Source organism: Yoonia tamlensis, from assembly GCF_900115105.1.
Taxonomy (GTDB): domain Bacteria; phylum Pseudomonadota; class Alphaproteobacteria; order Rhodobacterales; family Rhodobacteraceae; genus Yoonia; species Yoonia tamlensis.
Map to the genome: position 1 here is coordinate 438,332 of NZ_FOYP01000001.1, position 18,881 is coordinate 457,212.

The following is an 18,881-nucleotide window of genomic DNA, read 5'->3' on the forward strand; positions in this document are numbered from 1 at the left end:
TCACATACAACCTCACATAAGTTGTTATAGAGGGTTTGATTGAAGGTGATGATTGAAGGTGTTCACCTCTCATCATCTATCACACAGACCCCATGCTAAGATTGATCAGAGGTGACTGATGATGACTGACAACCTCAGTGGTCTTTCAGAGCGCGTTAGCGCGTCTGTGGTCTTCACCTTCAGGTTCCCTTTTAGTGTCTGCCTAATTATTCCCCATCATCATCAATTAACCCACACAGTAGGATAGAGAGACACCTCTCATCCCGACAACAACAGTTCACCTTAAGGTTCACCGATGCATGACCCGCGACGGTGCCCGATATGCAGCACCCAATTCATTCCCAGAACAATCAACAGCACAGCCTGCTCACACAAATGTCAGCGCCGTGTCGAACACCTCCGAGCCAGAGGCCGTGAGTATGACCAAGACTTGCGTAACATCACCTTAGAGACTCTGGAAGGGGTGCTAGAGGTCCGTGAGGCTGATGCTAGGGTTCAGGCCCAGATTGATGCTGAAGAGGCCCTGAGGGCCGCTGAGGAGTTCGCACGGCAGCGCCAAGATGAAGACCTCCTCTATCAGCAGGAACGCGAATGGATGGACCGCTTCAGAGAGCTTGATGCCCAGCGCATCGCCCGTGGCTGGAAACCCATCACCATCGGCGCAGCACCACCAGACCAGCGCAGACGCTTCCTTGTACCAATACCCCCTAGAAAGAGAAACTGACCATGACCCGCAGTGCCAACGACGATGCAGCAGAGGCTTTGATCATCCCGACAATCAAGACCAACGGCCCCAAGATCACAGACTTCCTCCCCAAGTATCCCGAAGCCCCCGCAGGCCCCGACACATCCCTTTCCATGACCGATCTATTCACCTTCGCATCCCGATCAATGCACCTTCGCAATTCAATCGTTTGTTGGAAACGTGATGGCGGTTACGATGCTGTCACGCCTCGATATGGCAACGACCTCGAACTGTATCTCACCTTCAAGCGCGATGGTCAGACCCAGATCGTGCGCCATGCCGATGTGGCGTGGATGCTTTGTCATGATCAACCAATCCCCGAGGGTCATAAGGTCGAATACAGCAACGGCAATGTGCGCGACACCCACAGGTTCAACCTCTGGCTTGTGAACAACACCTGAACAAGAACCGAGAGGGCCATGCTTTGGCGCATCAAGACCCCCCTGACAATTGCCTTCAGGCGGACACCTTTGAACATCGGATGATGTCTTCCTTTCCATCATTAAGAAACTCAGAAAAAACGGGTTGTTCTGTTTCTCGAACCGATGGACCGAGGGTGCCCACCTGAGCGCAATTGCTCATCAACCTCCATTTGAAAGGAAAACCCAATGGAATATCGACACGGCGTAGAAGACGCCAATCAATCAACATCAAATCTCATGACACGCACCAGCGGGTTCACTGCCGTTGTTGGCGGTGGTTCACTTGAAGTGACCGCAGGCCACGGCATGACAGTGCAGCGCGGCATAGAACACTCGACCGTTCCTCAGGCTAATGCTCAAGGCTTGGTCTTCAGCACCGAAGCAGGCACCCCGGTTCCCGGTGGCAAGCCCCGTCCCAATGACCTTGTCGAGATCGGCGGAATGAAGGTGAAAGTGGCGCAAGCTGTTCGCGATGGTTTGATCGCAGACCCCGCTACAGCAGCCATGCAAGCCCCTTACAGTGCCCCGAACGTGAACCCTCAGGTGCAACAGCAAGTCCCTCAAGGTGAGCCTCAGCAAGCCCCTCAGAGCGCCGCAGATGACTTCACAAGTCACGTTCTGCCCAACGTCTCACCAGCCACAGTCAACAGCATTGAGGCTGACCTGATGGAAGGCGTGTTCTCCGAAAAGACCACAGATTATCTGATGCTTGAAGGTGGCCTGAACCACAGCGCACTTGCAGGCGTTCGCGATGCATATGCAGCCAAGATCACGGCAGCGACCGGGTTGAACGAAGGTGAATTGGAACAGGCATATAACAGTGACCGCGAAGGGTTTGCGAAGGCTGTCTCTGAATTGATGAAGACTGGTTCAACCTCCGCATTCCAATCCATCGCACAGCAAGCCGAAGCAGCCGCGTGGACCCCACTGGACACCGATGCAGCAATGACCGCATGGCAATCGCCAGACTTCCCGCAGGCATTGATTGATGCTGGCCTAGAGCCTGTCTTTGATGGCGGTGAAGTGTCGATCAACATCCCCAATCGGGGCGTTGTGAAGTGGACCGATGCGGTGGCTCAAGGTTTGGTGAAGGTGAGCCGCACATGAGCAACATGTTCAAACCCAAAGTTCCCGACACACAGGCCGCAGCACCACCTCCGCTCGACACCACGCCCAATCGCTTGGTGATCGCGAAAGATGATGTGCGCAAGGCTTCAGCGCGTGGCAAGGGCAAACTCCGCATTGACCTGAACAAGCCCAAGACAAGCAGCGCAACGGGCTTGCAGGTGCCGCGCTAATACAGATCAAGGAGCGGTTGACGGGATTGGCGTCCCTCAACCCAATAAGCAGAGGGCATCCGGTTTAGATCGGGTGTCTTCACCCTCAAAATATTTCACCACAAAAATCTGAGTACCAGAGATAGATATAGCAGCCCGCGCAATCCCCCCATGGGGTGGGTCGCATTACCTCACACGCACCTTCACACACACTTTCTCTCCACCGTTGGTCATCATCCAATCTTTTCCAGCGATGGGGAACTGTAAAAGTTTTCGTAACACTCACAACGAACGTTGACATTTGCAACAGGCATGGCTATCTCACCCGCAATCGAAAGGGGTGACCATGAAACAGTATGTGATCTATCGTCGTGTATCGACAACTGAGCAGGGCAAGTCAGGCTTAGGCTTGGAGGCCCAAGACAGAGACATTCGGCTTTATCTGGATGGATACAGCGAACAGCCATACGAGATCATCGGTGAGTTCTTGGAGATTGCCACTGCGACAGATGACCAGCGACCAGAGTTGACCAAGGCCCTCAACATGGCCCGTTCGCATGGCGCTGAGTTGCTTGTTGCCAAGCTAGACAGGCTATCCCGCAAGGTGTCCTTTATCGCGACCCTTATGGATGACCGTAAGGTTAACCTTCGGGTGGCCTCAATGCCCCATGCCGACAAGTTCCAATTGCACATCTATGCAGCCCTTGCTGAGCAAGAGAGAGAATTTATCTCGATTAGAACCAAGGCCGCGTTGAAAGAGGCGAAGGCCCGTGGGGTGAAGCTGGGCGGTGCCCGTGACAAGACCATGAAGCGCAATGCAGCGGTGCAGGCGAACGCCAAGGCACGGGCAGAGAAGGTGCAGGGCATCATTGAGCCGTTAAGGGAAGCCGGAAAGAGCCTGCGAGAGATTGCTGCGGAGTTGAATAAAGCTGGTGTGAAAACTGCGAGAGGTGGCGAATGGCAGGCATCACAGGTCAAGCGGACAATTGAGAGGCTTGCTGCATAGTGTTTTTCAAATAGGTCAGCAATGCTGCCTTATATTTTGGCGAAACATAAGCGGTGCGGTGTATCAGTTTTTTCTTGTGCATTGCCAAGCAACTTTGGGCCAGCATTGTCTCCATTGCTTGAAGGTGCATCAGGCATTTGACTGCCCGCCCCAAACCCCATATCAACCCTAAGTGGTTTTGCAGTGTTCACTATCACCTTTGATGTGATGGCGTTGGTCGTGTTCTTTCCGCGAAGTGTGAAGCTAATTTTACATTATGAAATGAGGCTTAAAATGACAAATGAAACATCTTCTACGCTCGACACAAAAGCCATGGCGCAAGAAGTGAAGTTAGAGAACTCTCAGGATTGGTTCTTGGAGCATATCATTGGTGACTTCGTTAACAAAGGGTTAGACATTGGTGTGACCCTTAATGTCGGCGGTGTCGTCGTTTCGGGAATGTTGATTAACGGTAAGAAGTATTTTGAAGCGTTAGCTGAGAATATGGATATTCAAGAGGGCGAGATATCAAAACTACTTGGTGGCCATTGGAAGGGCTATGCTGCGGTATATGAGAAGCCAGACGATGCACCCGAAGATTGGGTGCCAAATCCAATAGGATATATTCACTTAGCTAACGCAAAAATACATGCACCGGGGCAATCGCCAATTCCGAGCAACGATGGTGTCCTTTGGCGTGGCAAGCTTTCATCTGTGGATGGTTTCTTTATTGGGAACATCTCACAGGGCTAAGGTGACCGAGTGAGCGGGTAAGCTGTTTATAGAGCAGCTTGCCTGATTTGCGGTTTTGCCAATTATCGAAGGCTCTAAGGCTACTTCACCTGCGTCCTAGAAAATGATTGGTCAGTGATGGTGGTCAGTCTTGGTCAGTAAGCCCCTCTAAGTGCCTGTTAACAAACACTTTTAGGTCTCTGGCGGAGACGAAGGGATTCGAACCCTCGAGACGGTTTCCCGCCTACTCCCTTAGCAGGGGAGCGCCTTCGTCCACTCGGCCACGTCTCCGCTGGCGGGTCTATCAGCAAAAAAGATTGGTTCACAAGCAGAAATTGACAGCGCAGCCGGTGTTTTTTGCGCGAATGCGTGACGGTTATCGCAGGACTTGCATGTTGCAATCATATTTCGTATATTTCTGTTATGACAGAAATTACTGATATTACGCGCCCGCAAGGCATTGACCGGTTTATCTTGTATTGGGGCGATATGGGGAGCCAATGGGGCGTTAACCGTTCGGTGGCACAGGTGCATGCGCTTTTGTACCTCGCGCCTGAACCGATGCATGCCGAACAAATTGCCCATGCGTTGGGCATCGCGCGTTCAAACGTTTCCAATTCGCTCAAGGAGCTGGTGGCGTGGCGGTTGATCCGGCGGGTGCCGATCGCAGGTGATCGCCGCGAACATTTTGCCGCCGAGGTTGATCTGTGGGAAATGGCGCTGCGCATCGCGCAAGGCCGGCGTGAACGCGAGATTGATCCGGCCAAACTGGCAATTGCAGAATGCGTCGCCCTTGCGCAGGGGGATGCATCCGTTGATCCGGTCGCCATGCAACGCCTGACCGAAATGCAGCGTTTTCTGGACGAAACGACCCATTGGTACGATCAAATGCGCGATGTTCCCACCTCCCAGCTTAAGCGGCTGCTCGGGCTGGGTGACAAAGTGATCAGATTGCTGAAATTCGCTGGGGCGAACAAGAAATAGCGCGCCCCAAATGATCCGCGGATATGGAAGGAAAAACGATGTTACGTCGCCACCCCCGCGCTGAGCCAGAGCAAATTCCGGTGCCTGCCCGCGCGCAGCCTACCGATATGCGGTTTCGTAAACTTATCGGCCCAAGCGCATGGGCGCGGTTGCCTGCGGCGATCCGTGCGCGGTTCGGCAAACGTCTGGATGCAGGGCAAAGTGTTGCATATCAAGGTGTTGTGACTGCAATGCAGATGAATCCGGCGGGTTGGGTTATGGCGCAAGCGGCGCGGCTTGTCGGGGCGCCATTCCCCTTTGACCGCAAATGCCTGCACCAGCCTGCGGTTGTTGTGGTCACCGAAGATCGGACCAGCGAGGGGCAGTTCTGGATCCGCCAATACGGGCGGGCGCGCGGATTTCCGCAGGTGGTGCATAGTTCAAAACGCTTTGCCGGTCCGACAGGCCTAGAGGAATATATCGGGTACGGGATCGGCATGGCGCTGCAGGTTGTGGCAACGGATGATGCACTTTATTTCGAGAGCGATCATTTCTTTGTCCAGATCATGGGGCGCCGGCTGCGCCTGCCGCGCGCGCTTGGGCCTGGAAATGTACGTGTTGGTCACCATGATCTGGGTGACGGGTGTTTTCGCTTTTCTCTGACCGTGACCCATCCCATATTAGGCAGGATGCTGTGCCAGGATGCGGTGTTTCGCGACGCTAGCTAAATTATTGATCGGATAGGTATGCGCCTTAACCTCAAACAACTCGAAGCCTTTGTCTGGGTCGCCGATATGCAAAGTTTCCGGCGCGCGGCCGCCCGTTTGAATACCACGCAGCCGAATATTTCGGCGCGGATTGCGCGGCTTGAAAGCGCACTCAATACCCAGCTGATGACCCGCGATGCGGGGTCGGTGCAACTGACGCATAAGGGCCGCGAATTGTTGGGCCATGCGCGCCGTGTGCTTGATGCGACTGACGCGCTGGTGCTGGCGGCTGATCAAAAGCAGCTTGTGTCGGGCACGTTGCGGCTGGGTGTGACAGAAATGATCGTGCACACGTGGCTGCGCGATTATCTGCGTGCAATCAAAGAAAGCTGCCCAAGCCTGACGGTTGAATTGACGGTCGATCTTTCGGTGCAGCTCGAGGCGGGTCTTGCAGAGCGCAGGCTGGATCTGGCGCTGCAAAACGGCCCGTTTCAACGGCTGATCAGCGGCGAAACCGGACTGGGATCTTATGAATTGATCTGGGTTGCTGCACCGCAACTGGGTCTGGACGGGATGGTGCCCATTGATCAATTGGCGGGCCATCCGATCTTGACCCATGCGCGCAACACCCGCCTGTTTGACGAAGTCGCGGCGCATTTTGCGCAGCGTCGCTGGCTGGACGTGCATCTGGTACCGTCAAGCAATCTGGCGGCATGTATGCATATGTGCCTGGATGGTATGGGCATTGCGACCTTACCTGCGGCGATGGTCGCTGATGAAATCGCAAAGGGCGGATTGCGCGCTCTACGCTATGACTGGGTGCCCGCACCGCTGGATTTCTATGCGCGCTACGATGCCGAAAAAGCACCGCAGGTGGTCAGCCGTTGTGCGCAAATTGCCGCCCGTGTGGCGCAGTCGCATGATAAAGAAAAGTGATCCTATAAATATAATTAAACAATTTGAATTGATCCAATCGCGCCGCTAGCATTCCATTATTCAGCAGATGGGAACAGCAGCTATGCATATGAATACGCGACTGGGTGTTGATATCGGCGGCACGTTTACCGATGTCGTGCTTGAAATTGGCGCAAGCCAGTTTTCAACCAAGGTGCTGACAACCTATGCCGCCCCCGAAAACGCGATTATCGACGGGATGCATCAGGTTTGTGCCAAGGCAGGGATCACACCGGATGCAATTGCACAGATCATCCACGGCACCACATTGGCCACCAATGCGCTGATTGAACGGCGCGGCGCCAAGACTGCGTTGATCACCACCCAAGGTTTTCGCGATGTGATCGAAATGCGCACCGAAAGCCGCTTTGAACAATACGATCTGAACCTGCAATTGCCTGAACCGCTATTGCCGCGCCAGCACCGGTTCACCCTGTCCGAACGCATGGATGCCAAGGGCAACGTGCTGATCCCGCTTGACCGTGCGGACGTCGAAGCCCTGGCCGATCAGATCGCACCGATGGGGTTCGAAAGCATCGCCGTGGGGCTGATCCACGCATATCTGAACGATGCCCATGAACGGATGATCCGCGATGTGTTGGCACAAAAACTGCCCGATGTGATGGTGTCGATCTCTGCCGAAGTGTCCCCGCAGATGCGTGAATATGAACGGTTCAATACGACCGTGGCCAACGCTTATATCAAGCCGCTGATGAAATCCTATCTTGGTCGGCTCAAGGGGCGGCTCGCGGATGAAGGGGCAGGGTGCCCGATTTTTCTGATGCATTCGGGTGGCGGCATTATCAGTCTGGAAAGCGCGGCAGAGTTCCCCGTGCGTCTGGTTGAATCAGGCCCCGCAGGCGGCGCTGTGTTCGCTGCGAACATTGCGGCGCGGTATAAACTGAATAAAGTGTTGTCATTTGATATGGGTGGCACCACCGCCAAGATCTGCCTGATCAAGGACCAAACCCCCAAAACCGCCCGCGTGTTCGAAGTCGCGCGCACCTACCGTTTCAAAAAAGGGTCCGGCATGCCGATTTCGATCCCCGTGATCGACATGGTTGAAATCGGGGCAGGGGGTGGCAGTCTGGCCCATGTGGACGCGATGCGCCAGATCCGCGTGGGTCCCGAAAGCGCCGGATCAGAACCCGGACCGGCTTGCTACGGGCGCGGCGGATTGCGCCCTGCGGTCACCGATGCCGATCTGACATTGGGCAAGCTTGACCCTGACAATTTTGCAGGCGGGTCTATTCAGTTGCACGCGGATGCATCGGCCAAGGCGCTGCAAGAACTGGGCGCGCCGCTGGATATGGACGCGCAAACAGCCGCCTACGGCTTGGCCGAAGTCGTTGACGAAAACATGGCCAATGCCGCGCGGGTGCATGCTGTTGAAAATGGCGAAGACCTTGCCGAATACACGATGATCGCCTTTGGCGGGGCGGCCCCATTGCATGCGGGGCGGCTGTGCGAAAAGCTGGGTGTGAAACGGCTATTGGTGCCAACGGGCGCAGGCGTGGGGTCGGCAATCGGGTTCCTGCGCGCGCCGTTCAGCTTTGAGGCGACACGCAGCGTCTATATGAAACTGTCGGACTTTGCGCCTGAAACCGTAAAAACACTGCTGTCGGACATGGAAACCGAAGCCACAGGTTTCGTGCGGACCTGCGATGCAAAGGCCCCGATCCGCGCGGAATATAAGGTCTATATGCGCTACACCGGTCAGGGCTGGGAAATTCCGGTCAACCTGACCCGCGCGCAGGCATTAGCGCCCGATGCGACCACGTTCCAAGCCTTGTTCGAGGCGGATTACGCGGCGCTTTTCGGACGCACGGTTGCGGGCATGGATATCGAAATCACCGTCTGGGCGGTGAATGCGACGACCGATGCGACCAAAGCGATGCCATTGGTTGAAACCGCACATGAAACACCCGCGCAAGTGAACGCAACGCGCGATCTGTTCGATCCTGCCTTGGGAAAACGCGTTTCTGCGTCCGTGATTGCGCGCGCCGATCTTGTGGCAGGGGCCATCATTGCGGGGCCTGCGCTGATTACCGAAGACGAAACCACAATTGTTGTCCCGTCCAGCCGCAAGGCAACAGCGCGCCCTGACGGCACCATCGACATCGAGGAGCAAACCGCATGAGCAACGTCGCTAACCAAGTCATGTGGAACCGTTTGATTTCCATCGTCGAAGAACAGGCACAAGCGCTGGTGCGCACGGCATTTTCAACATCGGTGCGCGAGGCGGGTGATCTGTCGGCGGGTGTCTATAACGCCGCCGGATTGATGCTGGCCCAAGCTGTGACGGGCACGCCGGGACATGTTAACGCGATGGCCGATGCGGTGGCCCATTTCATCCGCAGAATCGGGCGCGACAATATCCATGAAGGCGATGTCTATCTGACCAACGATCCATGGGAAGGCACCGGCCATCTGCATGATATTACTGTGGTCACACCGTCATTTCACAATGGCAATCACGTCGGGTTCTTTGCATGCACGGCCCATGTTGTCGATATCGGTGGGCGCGGCTTTGGAGCGGATGCGGCCAGCGTCTATGAAGAAGGCATCTATATCCCGATCATGAAATTCGCGGACCGGGGTGCGGTGGATCAGACCCTGATCCATATGCTGCGCGGCAATGTGCGCGAACCCGATCAGTTGATTGGCGATCTGTTCGCTTTGGCCACCTGTAATGAAATCGGGCAACGCCGGCTTGCGGAAATGATGGATGAATTTGCGTTGGGCGATCTGGACGGTATCGGCAGCTTCATTCTGGACAATTCACGCCGCGCGACATTGGAAAAAATTGCGGCTCTCCCGCAGGCGAGCGCCGATGGCGGTATGACCATTGACGGGTTTGACACGCCGATTGATTTGCGCGTGAAACTGACCATCGAAAAGGACCGGATGATCTGCGATTTCGCAGGCACATCGGGCTTGGACAAAAAAGGCATCAACGTGCCGCTGGTCTATACAAAGGCCTATGCCTGCTATGCGCTTAAATGTGCTGTGGCGCCTGAAATCCCCAATAATGCCGCGTCATTGGCCCCGTTCGAGGTCACGGCCCCCGTCAATAGTATCGTGAACGCTGTGCATCCCGCCCCCGTGGCGTTGCGCCATATCATCGGGCATATGATCCCCGATACGGTTTATGACGCGCTGGACAAAATCCTGCCCGCCACAGTCCCCGCCGAAGGGGCTGGTTGCCTGTGCAATTTTCAGGTCAGCCTGCGCCCCGCAGCGGGCCAGCTTGGCAAACGGGCCGAAGTGCTGGCGTTTAATTCCGGCGGCGCAGGCGCGCGCCCAACGGTGGATGGGTTGAATGCGACGGCCTTTCCTTCGGGCGTGATGACCATGCCGATCGAGGCCACCGAGCACACCGGCCCCGTGATTATCTGGCGCAAGGAACTGCGCCCTGATAGCGGCGGCGCTGGGCAGTTTCGCGGGGGCTTGGGTCAATATATGGAAGTCGGCGCAACCAAAGGCCACGAATTTGACTTCTCAGCGATGTTTGACCGTGTCGATCACCCCGCGCGCGGGCGACAGGGTGGCCACGCGGGCGCGCCCACCACAATTGCGCGCGATGATGGCACCGCGATGCGTGGCAAGGGTAAACAATTTGTGCCTGATGGCGCGCGGGTGATCCTTGGCTTGCCAGGCGGTGCCGGTTACGGCGATGCAGCCAAACGTGACCCCGAACTTGTGAAACGTGATCTGGTGCGCGGCTATATTTCGGCGCAATCTGCGATAGATGATTACGGGTTGCCTGCGCAAACCGTGGCGGAAATTCTTGATTCTGTTGCCAAAGGGGCATCGACATGACGCAAACACCCAAGAAAAACAGCTATGACGTGGTTATCGTTGGCGGTGCGATGCTTGGCTCATCGTGCGCGTGGTTTCTGACGGATAATCCGGGGTTTGACGGGTCCATTCTGGTGGTCGAGCGCGACCCGACCTACGAATTCACATCGACTTCGCACACCAATTCATGCATGCGCCAGCAGTTCAGCCGCGAGATCAACGTGCGTATCTCGCAATTTGCCGCTGATTTTGTGAAAAACTTCCGCGCTTACATGGGCGATGACCCGCGGGTGCCGAATATCCCGATCCAAAGCTACGGCTATATGTATCTGGCGGATAATGCCGAATTTGCAGCCACCCTGCGCGAAAGCCAGAAACTACAGGCCGCATGTGGCGCGGGCACCAAACATATGACCCGCGAAGAAATCGCTGCCGCCTATCCGTTCTACAATCTTGATGACATCATTGCAGGCAATCACAACCTGATCGACGAAGGCTATTTCGACGGAAATACCCTGTTTGACTGGTGGAAACGGTCTGCACGCGAACGCGGCGTCGAATATGTCACCAACGAAGTCGTCGCGATGACCAAGGATGCTGGCGGGCGGATTGCCTCTGTCACATTGAAATCGGGCGATGAAATCGCCTGTGGCACGGTCGTGAACGCCAGCGGCCCGCGTGCCGCGCGCACTGCCAAGATGGCCGGCATTGATATCCCCGTTGAGCCGCGCAAGCGCTATACATTTATCTTCGAGGCCGAAAAGCCGCTTGACCGTGATCTGCCGCTGACGATTGATCCGTCAGGTGTGCATATGCGTTCTGACGGAACCTATTATCTTGCCGGTTGCCCGCCCGATGATGACCCCGCGGTCGATTATGACGATTTTGTCCAAGATCACAGCCTGTGGGAAGATAAGGTCTGGCCTATCCTTGCCACGCGTATTCCCCAGTTTGAAGCGATCAAGCTGCGCAATTCATGGGCGGGGCATTACGCCTATAACACCTTTGATCAAAACGCGATTGTTGGGCCGCATCCTGAAATCGCGAACTTTATCTTTGTGAACGGGTTTTCGGGGCACGGGTTCCAGCAAAGTCCGGCGATGGGGCGCGGCGTTGCAGAGTGGATTACAGCGGGCGCATATAGTAGTCTTGACCTGACCCCGTTTCATTTTGACCGCATCGCGCGCGGGGCGCGTTTTGAAGAAAAGGCCGTCATATGAAAATGCAAACCAACAAATTCCTTGCTGCGCTAAAAGCGCATGAAAACCAGATCGGTTGCTGGATCAGCCTTGCCAGCCCCTATGCTGCCGAAGTGGTCGCAGGGGCGGGGTTCGACTGGCTGGTGGTTGATCTTGAACATACGCCTGGTGACATGCAGTCCGTGCTAGGCCAGTTGCAGGCGATTGCGCCCTATACGGCATCAACGGCGATTGTGCGCACCCCTTGGAACGATCCGGTTATGGTGAAACGGTTGTTGGATATGGGGCCGCAAGGCATCCTGTTCCCGATGATCGAAAACGCCGAAGAGGCCCGCGCCGCAATCCGCGCCACACGCTATCCGCCGCATGGCGTGCGCGGGGTTGCCGGTGCGGCACGTGGCAACCGTTTTGGCCGCGTCACCGACTATTACCAGAATGTCGAAAAGCAGACATGCGTCCTGCTGCAAATCGAAACCTGCGCCGCATTGGACAAAGCCGCCGAAATCGGCGGTGTCGAAGGCGTTGACGGTGTGTTCTTCGGGCCTGCGGATATTTCCGCGGATATGGGGCTTTTGGGGCAACCGCTGCACCGCGATGTCTGGGACCGGATCATGCCTGCCGCGCGCAAGTTGATGGATATGGGCGTGCCTGTGGGCACGTTGGTCACCGATCCGGGCATGGCGGCCGATTTGCTGAATGACGGATTTACCTTTGTGGCTTGCGGCACCGATGTGGGCATGCTGGTCAAGGCAACCGATAGTTTGCTGGCGCAGGTGCGTCAGGCGACCAATAAGGAATAGACATGAAGAAACTCGTTTTGACCGGGGCCGCGGGCCGACTGGGATCATATTTGCGCGAACCGCTGACAAAGATGTGCGATGAATTGGTATCAACCGATATGGTCGCGGATATTGGCAAAACATTGCCCGGTGAAACCTATGTGCAGGCCGATCTTGGCGATCTTTCCGCGCTTGAAGCGATCCTCGCGGGGGCGGATATGGTCGTGCATTTTGGCGCCATCGGTGACGAGGCCGAATGGGACGCGATCCTGCATTCCAATATCATCGGCGCCTATAACGTCTGGGAGGCCGCCTACCGCCAAGGTGTGCGCCGCGTGGTCTACGCCAGCTCTGTCCATGCGGTCGGAATGCATCTGAAAACCGACGTGATAGGGCTGGACGCGCCGCACAAGCCGGACACCTATTACGGTTTGGCGAAATGTTTTTGCGAAGATCTTGCCAGCCTATATTGGGATAAACGCGGTGTGGAATCGGTGTGTATGCGCATTTTCTCTTGTGCGCAGGCCAATAACGCGCGCGCGCTGGGCACATGGCTGTCTTATGGTGACCTGATCCATCTGGTGGAACGGTCCATCGATACGCCGGTTGTCGGCTTTACCAAGGTTTATGGTATTTCCAACAATGACCGCGTTGTTGTCGACAATTCAAAGGCTGCGCATCTGGGATATCGACCCAAAGACAACGCTGAAGTCTTTGCCAAGGAAATTCTGGCCAAAACACCGCCGCTTGATAACAAGGACCTTGCCAACCTGTGTATTGGCGGGCCATTTGCGACGGTCGAATTGGGCAATTCTGGGGTCGCGGGGCTGGGCGTCGTGGATGATCGCAAGAAAATCTAGGATTTGGTGTGCCCCGGTTGAAACCGGGGCACTTGGGGCTGATTAGCCCGCCATTTTCGCAGAGATTTCGTCAAGCGATGTGCAGACGGCTTCGATATCTTCAGCTTCTGCCGCAGCTGTCATAGATTCTTGCAGTTCAGTTGTAATTTCCATCATCAACTCTGGATTTGTCGCAGCCAGAGATTGCAATCCGGTTGAAATTTCCATTGTCTTTGCTTGAATGGATTCTTCTGTGCACTCGGCATATGCGCCTGTTGCAAACGTTGCAAATGCGACTGCGACAGAGATCTTCAACACGTTGTTCATTTTAGGTTTTTCCTATTATTGGTTTCGAACACCGGCTATTTCGTGGATAATTCGAGCAGAGTCTATGAGCGATTTTTCGTCGGCGATTTATCGCCTGAAATACACTTATTGCGGGAAATTACGGATCTAGATTCGTCGTCTTTTTTGTGCGTGAAACGCCTTGTTTTGGCTTGCTTTGCGCGATCCAGACCCCTGCCAGAATAAGCAAAACACCGATGACACGCGCAGCTGTGTCGCCCGACGCGCCCCGCAAAATATCAAGCACGACACCCGAAGTCATTTGCCCCGCGATAATCATGATCGCCGTGCGCGCGGCTCCAATCCGTGGAATCAACCAACTGCCTGCGGCAATAAATATGACGCCAATCGGCCCGCCCAAATAGGCCCACCATGGCGATTGTCCGGGGTTGCTGGCGAATAGCCCGCCGGCAAGCAGCGCGATAAGGCTGATAAAGAGAAACCCAACAAGATGGTTCCAGAATGATGACTCCATTGCCGAGGTCGACAAGGCCAACCGCCCATTGATTTGACGGCTCAGCCCGACCAGTAGCCCGGCGCATAGCGCAAGCAGTGCATAAATAATCATGCGCTACCCCCAAAGAAAATCAGGATCAGGCTACCCGCAAGGATCAGTGCCAATGATATATATTCACGTAGGGCGGGCATCTGGCGCGGTAGCCCGAACAGGCCGCGGATATCGGCAAATAGGCTGAATATGACTTGCCCCGCCAAGCCAAGCGCAATGGTCCCTGAAAGCGCCAATGCCGTGTTCATCGTGGCCGAAGTCAGCATAACAGTGACACCCCCCGATACCCCGCCCAAATACGCCCAGATCGGCGGGCGTTTTTGTTGCGTGCGTTTGGGCCGCAAGAGAAAAAGCAGTGCCAGCGCAACCGCACTCCCAGTAAGATGGGGCACCCACGACGCGAACAGCAACGAGCCGTGCGCAGCTAATGTGCCGTTACAAAGCACCATGAGCGTCAACAGTGCACCCGTGCCAAAGGCAGCAAGAAGATGGGGTAAATTCGGAGGTGTGGAGCGATCTGTCATGCCGCATGCATTGCGGGTTTCAGCGTTCGTGACAAGCAAAGATATGCACGCATGTGAGGTCTTCGACTTCCGTCACATGCGCGCGCGACTCGTAAAATAAGGCACAATATTAAGAAACTAGGCTACTCGTTACGCATGGCCACCGACCTACATCGGTGATCATGAGCGGTTTTTAGCCCATGGATATGTTGAGAATTAGACGTAAATTGTGCATTCCTAAGACTCTGATGCGCCAGATTTGGACACAATTGGATTTGCCGTTGACAGCGGCGGGGCCGTCATTATAAGCGCGCTTTCATTGGTGTTGGTGGACCTCGTAAGAGGAACCCTGTCGTTCCGGCAAAATCCGGAAAAAAGGACAACGCCCTTCGCAATATAAAGAAGGAGATCAGCGTATGACTAAACGTACCGCTGCCAAATACAAAATTGACCGCCGGATGGGCGAAAACATCTGGGGCCGTCCAAAATCCCCAGTAAACCGTCGTGAATATGGCCCCGGCCAGCACGGTCAGCGCCGCAAGGGCAAACTGTCCGACTTCGGTACACAGCTGCGCGCCAAGCAAAAGCTGAAAGGTTACTACGGCGACCTGACCGAGAAACAGTTCCGCCGCATCTACGGCGAAGCCGAGCGTGTCAAAGGCGATACAGGTGAAAACCTCATCGGTCTGCTCGAGCGCCGCTTGGACGCTGTTGTTTACCGCGCGAAATTCGTGCCGACAATTTTTGCGGCCCGTCAGTTCGTAAACCACGGCCACGTCACCGTGAACGGTCAGCGCGTGAACATTCCTTCATACCGCGTCAAAGAAGGCGATGTGATCGAAGTGCGCCAGAAGTCCAAGCAATTGGAACTGGTTTTGGTTGCTGCACAACTGCCAGAGCGTGACGTTCCTGATTATATGGAAGTCGACCACTCTAAAATGGTTGCGACATTCGTGCGTACACCCGGCCTGAGCGATGTGCCTTATCCGGTGACAATGGAACCAAGCCTCGTCGTCGAATTTTACGCCAAGAACTAATTGTTCTTGCCCAATACCTTACAAAGGCCGCACCAGATGGTGCGGCCTTTTGCGTTTGCGCATGCACCGCGGCTTGAGATCAAGAAACCGGACCGCTATGAAACCCCGAAAAAGGAGCGCCCCATGCAAAAACATAAGTCTCGGCTGGTGATGATCGCGGCATGTCTGGCAATTTTCAGCTTTGCCGGCTGCGCACGTCAGTCGCAGCAGGATGGCACTTCGGCTGAAATCAATTGCATGGCGCGGGCCATGTATTTTGAATCGAACCGGTCCAGCCGTGACGGGATGATCGCGGTCGGCAGCGTCGTGATGAACCGCGTGGAATCCGATGCATTTCCCGATGATGTCTGCGCGGTGGTCGGCCAGCCGAACCAGTTTGCGCCGGGCGTGATGTCGAAATCCATGCGCGGGCAGGCGCGGACCTTGGCACTGTCTTTGGCGGCTTCGGTTTTGTCGGGTGAACGCCACCCTGATATTGGCGTCGCAAAGTATTTCCACGCCGCTTGGTATGAAGCCAATTACAACAATATGCATTATGTGCTGACCGCCGGCGGGAACGCGTTCTATGAAAGAAGGCGCCCCGAAGATGTGACCGCGCCAAGCCCGCTGCCCCAGACCAATGGTGTCACGGGTTAGCACCGCACGGCGCGCCGAAATGCTAGGCGAACAGCGCCGCCAATTTGTCAAAGGCCTGATTCCAGCCGCCTTCACCCGGTGATCCGGCGGGGACGCCTTTCTGGGTCATGGTCATGTGGGTTTTTCCGTCGATCTCTTGCAGTTCGACAATCACTTCGGTGACGTCGGGGGTGCCTGCGGGCATGCCCATGCTTGCAGGAGACATAATGTTCCCGTCCGCGTCACACATGCTTTCGGTATAGACCAGCCTATTGGGGGCTTCGATTTGCGTATAGGCACCGGTGAACCACATGGTCATTGTGCGTTCGGGCATCTTCATTTCCATGCAGATCTTGCGGGTGCCGCCAACAGTGACATCCATTTCGGCGACGGGGATAGTCATGCCTTTTGGCCCGTACCATTGCGCAAATTTGGCCGGATCGGCCCACATGTCCCATACGGTATGAATATCTGCGGCAAAGCTGCGCGCGATCACCACCCAATTTGAAGTGTCGGTCATTTTGTATCCTCGTTATTTGCCAATAGTTGGGTCATTTTATCAAACCGGTCGCCCCAGATATGCCGGTACTGGTCGGCCCATGTCGCAATCGCGGCGATCGGGGCTGCGTCGATGGCGCAGGGACGAAACTGTGCATTGCGCCCGCGCGCGATAAATCCGGCGTTTTCCAAGACCCGAATATGCTTTGAAACAGCAGGCAGGCTCATTGCAAAGGGGGCTGCCAGTTCGTTTACCGTGGCTTCACCTTGCGACAGCCGTGCCAGAATTGCGCGACGCGTCGGATTGGCAAGCGCGGCAAAGGCCGCATCAAGATGGGCTTGATCTGTCATGCGACGATATTATCGCGATCAGTTAATTAAGCAATAGGTTAATTAATGGGTGAATTTTTCCGCGCCTCCCATTTTCTTTTTGGGCGCCCGAAGGTATCACCGTGGCCTCGAACCACGGCGGCAAGAAAGGACCCAGCCCGATGACAGACTACCCGCAATATGGCCGGATCGACGGCCACATCGTGATGATCGGTTTCGGGTCCATTGGTAAGGGGACATTGCCGCTTATCCAGCGGCATTTCGATTATGATCCGGCCAAGCTAAGCGTGATCGACCCGAACCCCGCCAGTGCCGCATTTCTGGAAAGCCAGGGGATTACCCATCACCAGCTGGCATTGACCCCCGAAAACTATCGCGCCGTGCTAAAAGACCTGTTCCCCGAAGGGCGCGGGTTTTGTGTGAACCTGTCGGTTGATACGTCGTCGCTTGACCTGATGAAATGCTGCCGCGCGTTGGGTGTGCTTTATATCGACACGGTGGTTGAACCTTGGGCAGGTTTTTATTTTGAAACCGAAGACAACGCCGCGCGCACCAACTATGCGCTACGCCAGACCGTGCGCGATGAAAAAGCGGCCAATCCTGGTGGGCCAACCGCCGTGAGCTGCTGCGGCGCAAATCCGGGCATGGTCAGCTGGTTCGTCAAAGAGGCTTTGATGACGCTGGTCACCGATCTGGGGCGCGATGATCCGATGCCTTCGGACCGTGCGGGTTGGGGGACATTGATGCAATCGCTTGGCGTCAAGGGCGTGCATATCGCAGAGCGCGACACCCAAGCACGCGCCACACCGCGCCCGCGCGATGTTTTTGTCAACACTTGGTCCGTCGAAGGCTTTATCGCCGAGGGTTTCCAACCCGCCGAGCTTGGCTGGGGCACCCATGAAAAATGGATGCCCGAGACGGCCCACCAATACGACACCGGCTGTCAGGCGGGTATCTGGTTCGAACGGCCCGGCGCGATCACCCGCGTGCATACATGGTGCCCGACACCGGGACCGCAATTTGGCTACCTTGTTACCCATAACGAAGCGATCAGCATTTCCGACTATTTCACGGTCGGGGACCCTGCCACGCCAGATTACCGCCCGACCTGCCATTACGCCTATCATCCTTGCGATGATGCGGTTTTGTCGCTGCATGAAATGTTCGGGGCAGGGCGCCAGCAAGCCGCGCATGAAATTCTGGATGTCGACGAAATTGTCACGGGCATCGACGAATTGGGTGTGCTTCTTTATGGCCACGAAAAGAATGCGCTCTGGTTCGGGTCGCGCCTGTCCAACGCCGAGACCAAGACATTGGCCCCCTACCAGAACGCGACAGGCATGCAGGTCACATCGGCGGTTCTGGCGGGCATGGTTTGGGCGCTGGAAAACCCAGAGGCCGGCATCGTCGAAACCGACGAAATCGACCATGTGCGTTGTCTGGCCGTGCAACGCCCCTATCTGGGGCCGGTCGAGGCGCATTATACCGACTGGACCCCGCTTCAGGACCGCTGGGAACATTTCCCCGAGGACATAGACGACAGCGATCCGTGGCAGTTTCGCAATGTGCTTGCGACCTGAACGGCAGGGTTGCGACTTTTTTGCCGACCTTTTATCACGCCGCCTCTTGCGTCTGGTCAGTC

Annotated in this window: 22 protein-coding genes and 1 tRNA gene; 17 read left to right on the forward strand and 6 right to left on the reverse strand. The window is 55.7% G+C overall.

The genetic code is table 11. The annotated features are described in order from the left end of the window. Window positions 1–430: 430 nt before the first annotated feature. From BM320_RS02255 to gvpU, 6 genes are all read left to right on the forward strand, one after another. Window positions 431–724 (forward strand): hypothetical protein, encoded by a 294-nt coding sequence (locus tag BM320_RS02255; protein ID WP_090195923.1) that lies wholly within the window; start codon window positions 431–433, stop codon window positions 722–724. A gap of 2 nt (window positions 725–726) precedes the next feature. Next, entirely contained in the window at window positions 727–1,146 is a 420-nt protein-coding gene (locus BM320_RS02260; protein WP_090195925.1) for a hypothetical protein, read from the forward strand. A 207-nt stretch (window positions 1,147–1,353) separates the two neighbouring features. Further along, complete coding sequence (locus tag BM320_RS02265; RefSeq protein ID WP_090195928.1) at window positions 1,354–2,274, forward strand: hypothetical protein; 921 nt, start codon at window positions 1,354–1,356, stop codon at window positions 2,272–2,274. After that, window positions 2,271–2,465, forward strand: coding sequence for a hypothetical protein (locus tag BM320_RS02270; protein ID WP_131802247.1), 195 nt, complete (start codon window positions 2,271–2,273; stop codon window positions 2,463–2,465). The genes BM320_RS02265 and BM320_RS02270 overlap by 4 nt, the downstream gene beginning before the upstream one ends. A gap of 325 nt (window positions 2,466–2,790) precedes the next feature. Next, window positions 2,791–3,450, forward strand: coding sequence for a recombinase family protein (locus tag BM320_RS02275; protein WP_090195933.1), 660 nt, complete (start codon window positions 2,791–2,793; stop codon window positions 3,448–3,450). Between the two features lie 273 nt (window positions 3,451–3,723). Continuing rightward, on the forward strand, window positions 3,724–4,182 hold the full coding sequence (gvpU, locus tag BM320_RS02280; RefSeq protein ID WP_131802249.1) for a gas vesicle accessory protein GvpU: 459 nt from the start codon (window positions 3,724–3,726) through the stop codon (window positions 4,180–4,182). A 180-nt stretch (window positions 4,183–4,362) separates the two neighbouring features. On the opposite strand, the gene BM320_RS02285 is transcribed toward gvpU, so the two are convergent. Continuing rightward, window positions 4,363–4,452, reverse strand: a tRNA-Ser gene (locus BM320_RS02285). A gap of 132 nt (window positions 4,453–4,584) precedes the next feature. Here BM320_RS02285 and BM320_RS02290 point away from each other — a divergent pair. The 8 genes from BM320_RS02290 to BM320_RS02325 all read left to right on the forward strand — a co-directional run bounded on the left by BM320_RS02290 (window position 4,585) and on the right by BM320_RS02325 (window position 13,424). Next, complete coding sequence (locus tag BM320_RS02290) at window positions 4,585–5,145, forward strand: GbsR/MarR family transcriptional regulator (RefSeq protein ID WP_090195938.1); 561 nt, start codon at window positions 4,585–4,587, stop codon at window positions 5,143–5,145. A 38-nt stretch (window positions 5,146–5,183) separates the two neighbouring features. Continuing rightward, a complete protein-coding gene (locus tag BM320_RS02295; RefSeq protein ID WP_207496838.1) occupies window positions 5,184–5,852 on the forward strand; it encodes a DUF4166 domain-containing protein in 669 nt (222 codons plus the stop codon). An 18-nt stretch (window positions 5,853–5,870) separates the two neighbouring features. Further along, window positions 5,871–6,767, forward strand: coding sequence for a LysR family transcriptional regulator (locus BM320_RS02300; protein ID WP_090195940.1), 897 nt, complete (start codon window positions 5,871–5,873; stop codon window positions 6,765–6,767). An 82-nt stretch (window positions 6,768–6,849) separates the two neighbouring features. Next, window positions 6,850–8,925, forward strand: coding sequence for a hydantoinase/oxoprolinase family protein (locus tag BM320_RS02305; protein ID WP_090200265.1), 2,076 nt, complete (start codon window positions 6,850–6,852; stop codon window positions 8,923–8,925). Continuing rightward, the gene (locus BM320_RS02310) at window positions 8,922–10,607 is read left to right on the forward strand and encodes a hydantoinase B/oxoprolinase family protein (RefSeq protein ID WP_090195943.1); all 1,686 of its coding nucleotides are present in this window, start codon (window positions 8,922–8,924) and stop codon (window positions 10,605–10,607) included. The genes BM320_RS02305 and BM320_RS02310 overlap by 4 nt, the downstream gene beginning before the upstream one ends. Beyond that, window positions 10,604–11,806, forward strand: coding sequence for an NAD(P)/FAD-dependent oxidoreductase (locus tag BM320_RS02315; RefSeq protein ID WP_090195946.1), 1,203 nt, complete (start codon window positions 10,604–10,606; stop codon window positions 11,804–11,806). The genes BM320_RS02310 and BM320_RS02315 overlap by 4 nt, the downstream gene beginning before the upstream one ends. Further along, window positions 11,803–12,585: an HpcH/HpaI aldolase family protein gene (locus BM320_RS02320; RefSeq protein WP_090195948.1), complete on the forward strand. Its 783-nt coding sequence runs from the start codon at window positions 11,803–11,805 to the stop codon at window positions 12,583–12,585. The genes BM320_RS02315 and BM320_RS02320 overlap by 4 nt, the downstream gene beginning before the upstream one ends. Before the next feature lie 2 nt (window positions 12,586–12,587). After that, window positions 12,588–13,424 carry an NAD-dependent epimerase/dehydratase family protein gene (locus tag BM320_RS02325; protein WP_090195950.1) on the forward strand — a complete coding sequence of 279 codons (837 nt, stop codon included), beginning with the start codon at window positions 12,588–12,590 and terminating at the stop codon, window positions 13,422–13,424. A 42-nt stretch (window positions 13,425–13,466) separates the two neighbouring features. On the opposite strand, the gene BM320_RS16450 is transcribed toward BM320_RS02325, so the two are convergent. The 3 genes from BM320_RS16450 to BM320_RS02340 all read right to left on the reverse strand — a co-directional run bounded on the left by BM320_RS16450 (window position 13,467) and on the right by BM320_RS02340 (window position 14,780). Continuing rightward, window positions 13,467–13,631, reverse strand: coding sequence for a hypothetical protein (locus BM320_RS16450; RefSeq protein ID WP_207496839.1), 165 nt, complete (start codon window positions 13,629–13,631; stop codon window positions 13,467–13,469). Window positions 13,632–13,848: 217 nt separating this feature from the next. Continuing rightward, window positions 13,849–14,316: a DMT family transporter gene (locus BM320_RS02335; protein ID WP_090195955.1), complete on the reverse strand. Its 468-nt coding sequence runs from the start codon at window positions 14,314–14,316 to the stop codon at window positions 13,849–13,851. Beyond that, window positions 14,313–14,780 carry a DMT family transporter gene (locus tag BM320_RS02340; protein WP_090200267.1) on the reverse strand — a complete coding sequence of 156 codons (468 nt, stop codon included), beginning with the start codon at window positions 14,778–14,780 and terminating at the stop codon, window positions 14,313–14,315. Before BM320_RS02340 ends, BM320_RS02335 begins: the two co-directional genes overlap by 4 nt. 395 nt (window positions 14,781–15,175) lie before the next feature. On the opposite strand from BM320_RS02340, the gene rpsD reads away from it, so the two are divergent. Both rpsD and BM320_RS02350 read left to right on the forward strand, forming a co-directional pair. Then, on the forward strand, window positions 15,176–15,796 hold the full coding sequence (gene rpsD / locus BM320_RS02345) for a 30S ribosomal protein S4 (protein WP_090195957.1): 621 nt from the start codon (window positions 15,176–15,178) through the stop codon (window positions 15,794–15,796). Between the two features lie 123 nt (window positions 15,797–15,919). Then, entirely contained in the window at window positions 15,920–16,432 is a 513-nt protein-coding gene (locus BM320_RS02350; RefSeq protein ID WP_090200268.1) for a cell wall hydrolase, read from the forward strand. 22 nt (window positions 16,433–16,454) lie between these two features. Here BM320_RS02350 and BM320_RS02355 read toward each other — a convergent pair whose 3' ends face one another. Both BM320_RS02355 and BM320_RS02360 read right to left on the reverse strand, forming a co-directional pair. Beyond that, window positions 16,455–16,931, reverse strand: coding sequence for an SRPBCC family protein (locus BM320_RS02355; RefSeq protein WP_090195959.1), 477 nt, complete (start codon window positions 16,929–16,931; stop codon window positions 16,455–16,457). Next, window positions 16,928–17,260 carry an ArsR/SmtB family transcription factor gene (locus tag BM320_RS02360; protein WP_090195962.1) on the reverse strand — a complete coding sequence of 111 codons (333 nt, stop codon included), beginning with the start codon at window positions 17,258–17,260 and terminating at the stop codon, window positions 16,928–16,930. Before BM320_RS02360 ends, BM320_RS02355 begins: the two co-directional genes overlap by 4 nt. Before the next feature lie 140 nt (window positions 17,261–17,400). Here BM320_RS02360 and BM320_RS02365 point away from each other — a divergent pair, with 140 nt between their 5' ends. Continuing rightward, entirely contained in the window at window positions 17,401–18,819 is a 1,419-nt protein-coding gene (locus BM320_RS02365; RefSeq protein ID WP_090195965.1) for a homospermidine synthase, read from the forward strand. Window positions 18,820–18,881: the final 62 nt, after the last annotated feature.

Bases quoted from the DNA above. Each gene is read 5' to 3' on its own strand.
- BM320_RS02260 (WP_090195925.1), top strand. From the start codon at position 727: ATGACCCGCAGTGCCAACGACGATGCAGCAGAGGCTTTGATCATCCCG.
- BM320_RS02265 (WP_090195928.1), top strand. From the start codon at position 1,354: ATGGAATATCGACACGGCGTAGAAGACGCCAATCAATCAACATCAAAT.
- BM320_RS02270 (WP_131802247.1), top strand. From the start codon at position 2,271: ATGAGCAACATGTTCAAACCCAAAGTTCCCGACACACAGGCCGCAGCA.
- BM320_RS02275 (WP_090195933.1), top strand. From the start codon at position 2,791: ATGAAACAGTATGTGATCTATCGTCGTGTATCGACAACTGAGCAGGGC.
- gvpU (WP_131802249.1), top strand. From the start codon at position 3,724: ATGACAAATGAAACATCTTCTACGCTCGACACAAAAGCCATGGCGCAA.
- BM320_RS02290 (WP_090195938.1), top strand. From the start codon at position 4,585: ATGACAGAAATTACTGATATTACGCGCCCGCAAGGCATTGACCGGTTT.
- BM320_RS02295 (WP_207496838.1), top strand. From the start codon at position 5,184: ATGTTACGTCGCCACCCCCGCGCTGAGCCAGAGCAAATTCCGGTGCCT.
- BM320_RS02300 (WP_090195940.1), top strand. From the start codon at position 5,871: ATGCGCCTTAACCTCAAACAACTCGAAGCCTTTGTCTGGGTCGCCGAT.
- BM320_RS02305 (WP_090200265.1), top strand. From the start codon at position 6,850: ATGCATATGAATACGCGACTGGGTGTTGATATCGGCGGCACGTTTACC.
- BM320_RS02310 (WP_090195943.1), top strand. From the start codon at position 8,922: ATGAGCAACGTCGCTAACCAAGTCATGTGGAACCGTTTGATTTCCATC.
- BM320_RS02315 (WP_090195946.1), top strand. From the start codon at position 10,604: ATGACGCAAACACCCAAGAAAAACAGCTATGACGTGGTTATCGTTGGC.
- BM320_RS02320 (WP_090195948.1), top strand. From the start codon at position 11,803: ATGAAAATGCAAACCAACAAATTCCTTGCTGCGCTAAAAGCGCATGAA.
- BM320_RS02325 (WP_090195950.1), top strand. From the start codon at position 12,588: ATGAAGAAACTCGTTTTGACCGGGGCCGCGGGCCGACTGGGATCATAT.
- BM320_RS16450 (WP_207496839.1), bottom strand. From the start codon at position 13,631: ATGGAAATTTCAACCGGATTGCAATCTCTGGCTGCGACAAATCCAGAG.
- BM320_RS02335 (WP_090195955.1), bottom strand. From the start codon at position 14,316: ATGATTATTTATGCACTGCTTGCGCTATGCGCCGGGCTACTGGTCGGG.
- BM320_RS02340 (WP_090200267.1), bottom strand. From the start codon at position 14,780: ATGACAGATCGCTCCACACCTCCGAATTTACCCCATCTTCTTGCTGCC.
- rpsD (WP_090195957.1), top strand. From the start codon at position 15,176: ATGACTAAACGTACCGCTGCCAAATACAAAATTGACCGCCGGATGGGC.
- BM320_RS02350 (WP_090200268.1), top strand. From the start codon at position 15,920: ATGCAAAAACATAAGTCTCGGCTGGTGATGATCGCGGCATGTCTGGCA.
- BM320_RS02355 (WP_090195959.1), bottom strand. From the start codon at position 16,931: ATGACCGACACTTCAAATTGGGTGGTGATCGCGCGCAGCTTTGCCGCA.
- BM320_RS02360 (WP_090195962.1), bottom strand. From the start codon at position 17,260: ATGACAGATCAAGCCCATCTTGATGCGGCCTTTGCCGCGCTTGCCAAT.
- BM320_RS02365 (WP_090195965.1), top strand. From the start codon at position 17,401: ATGACAGACTACCCGCAATATGGCCGGATCGACGGCCACATCGTGATG.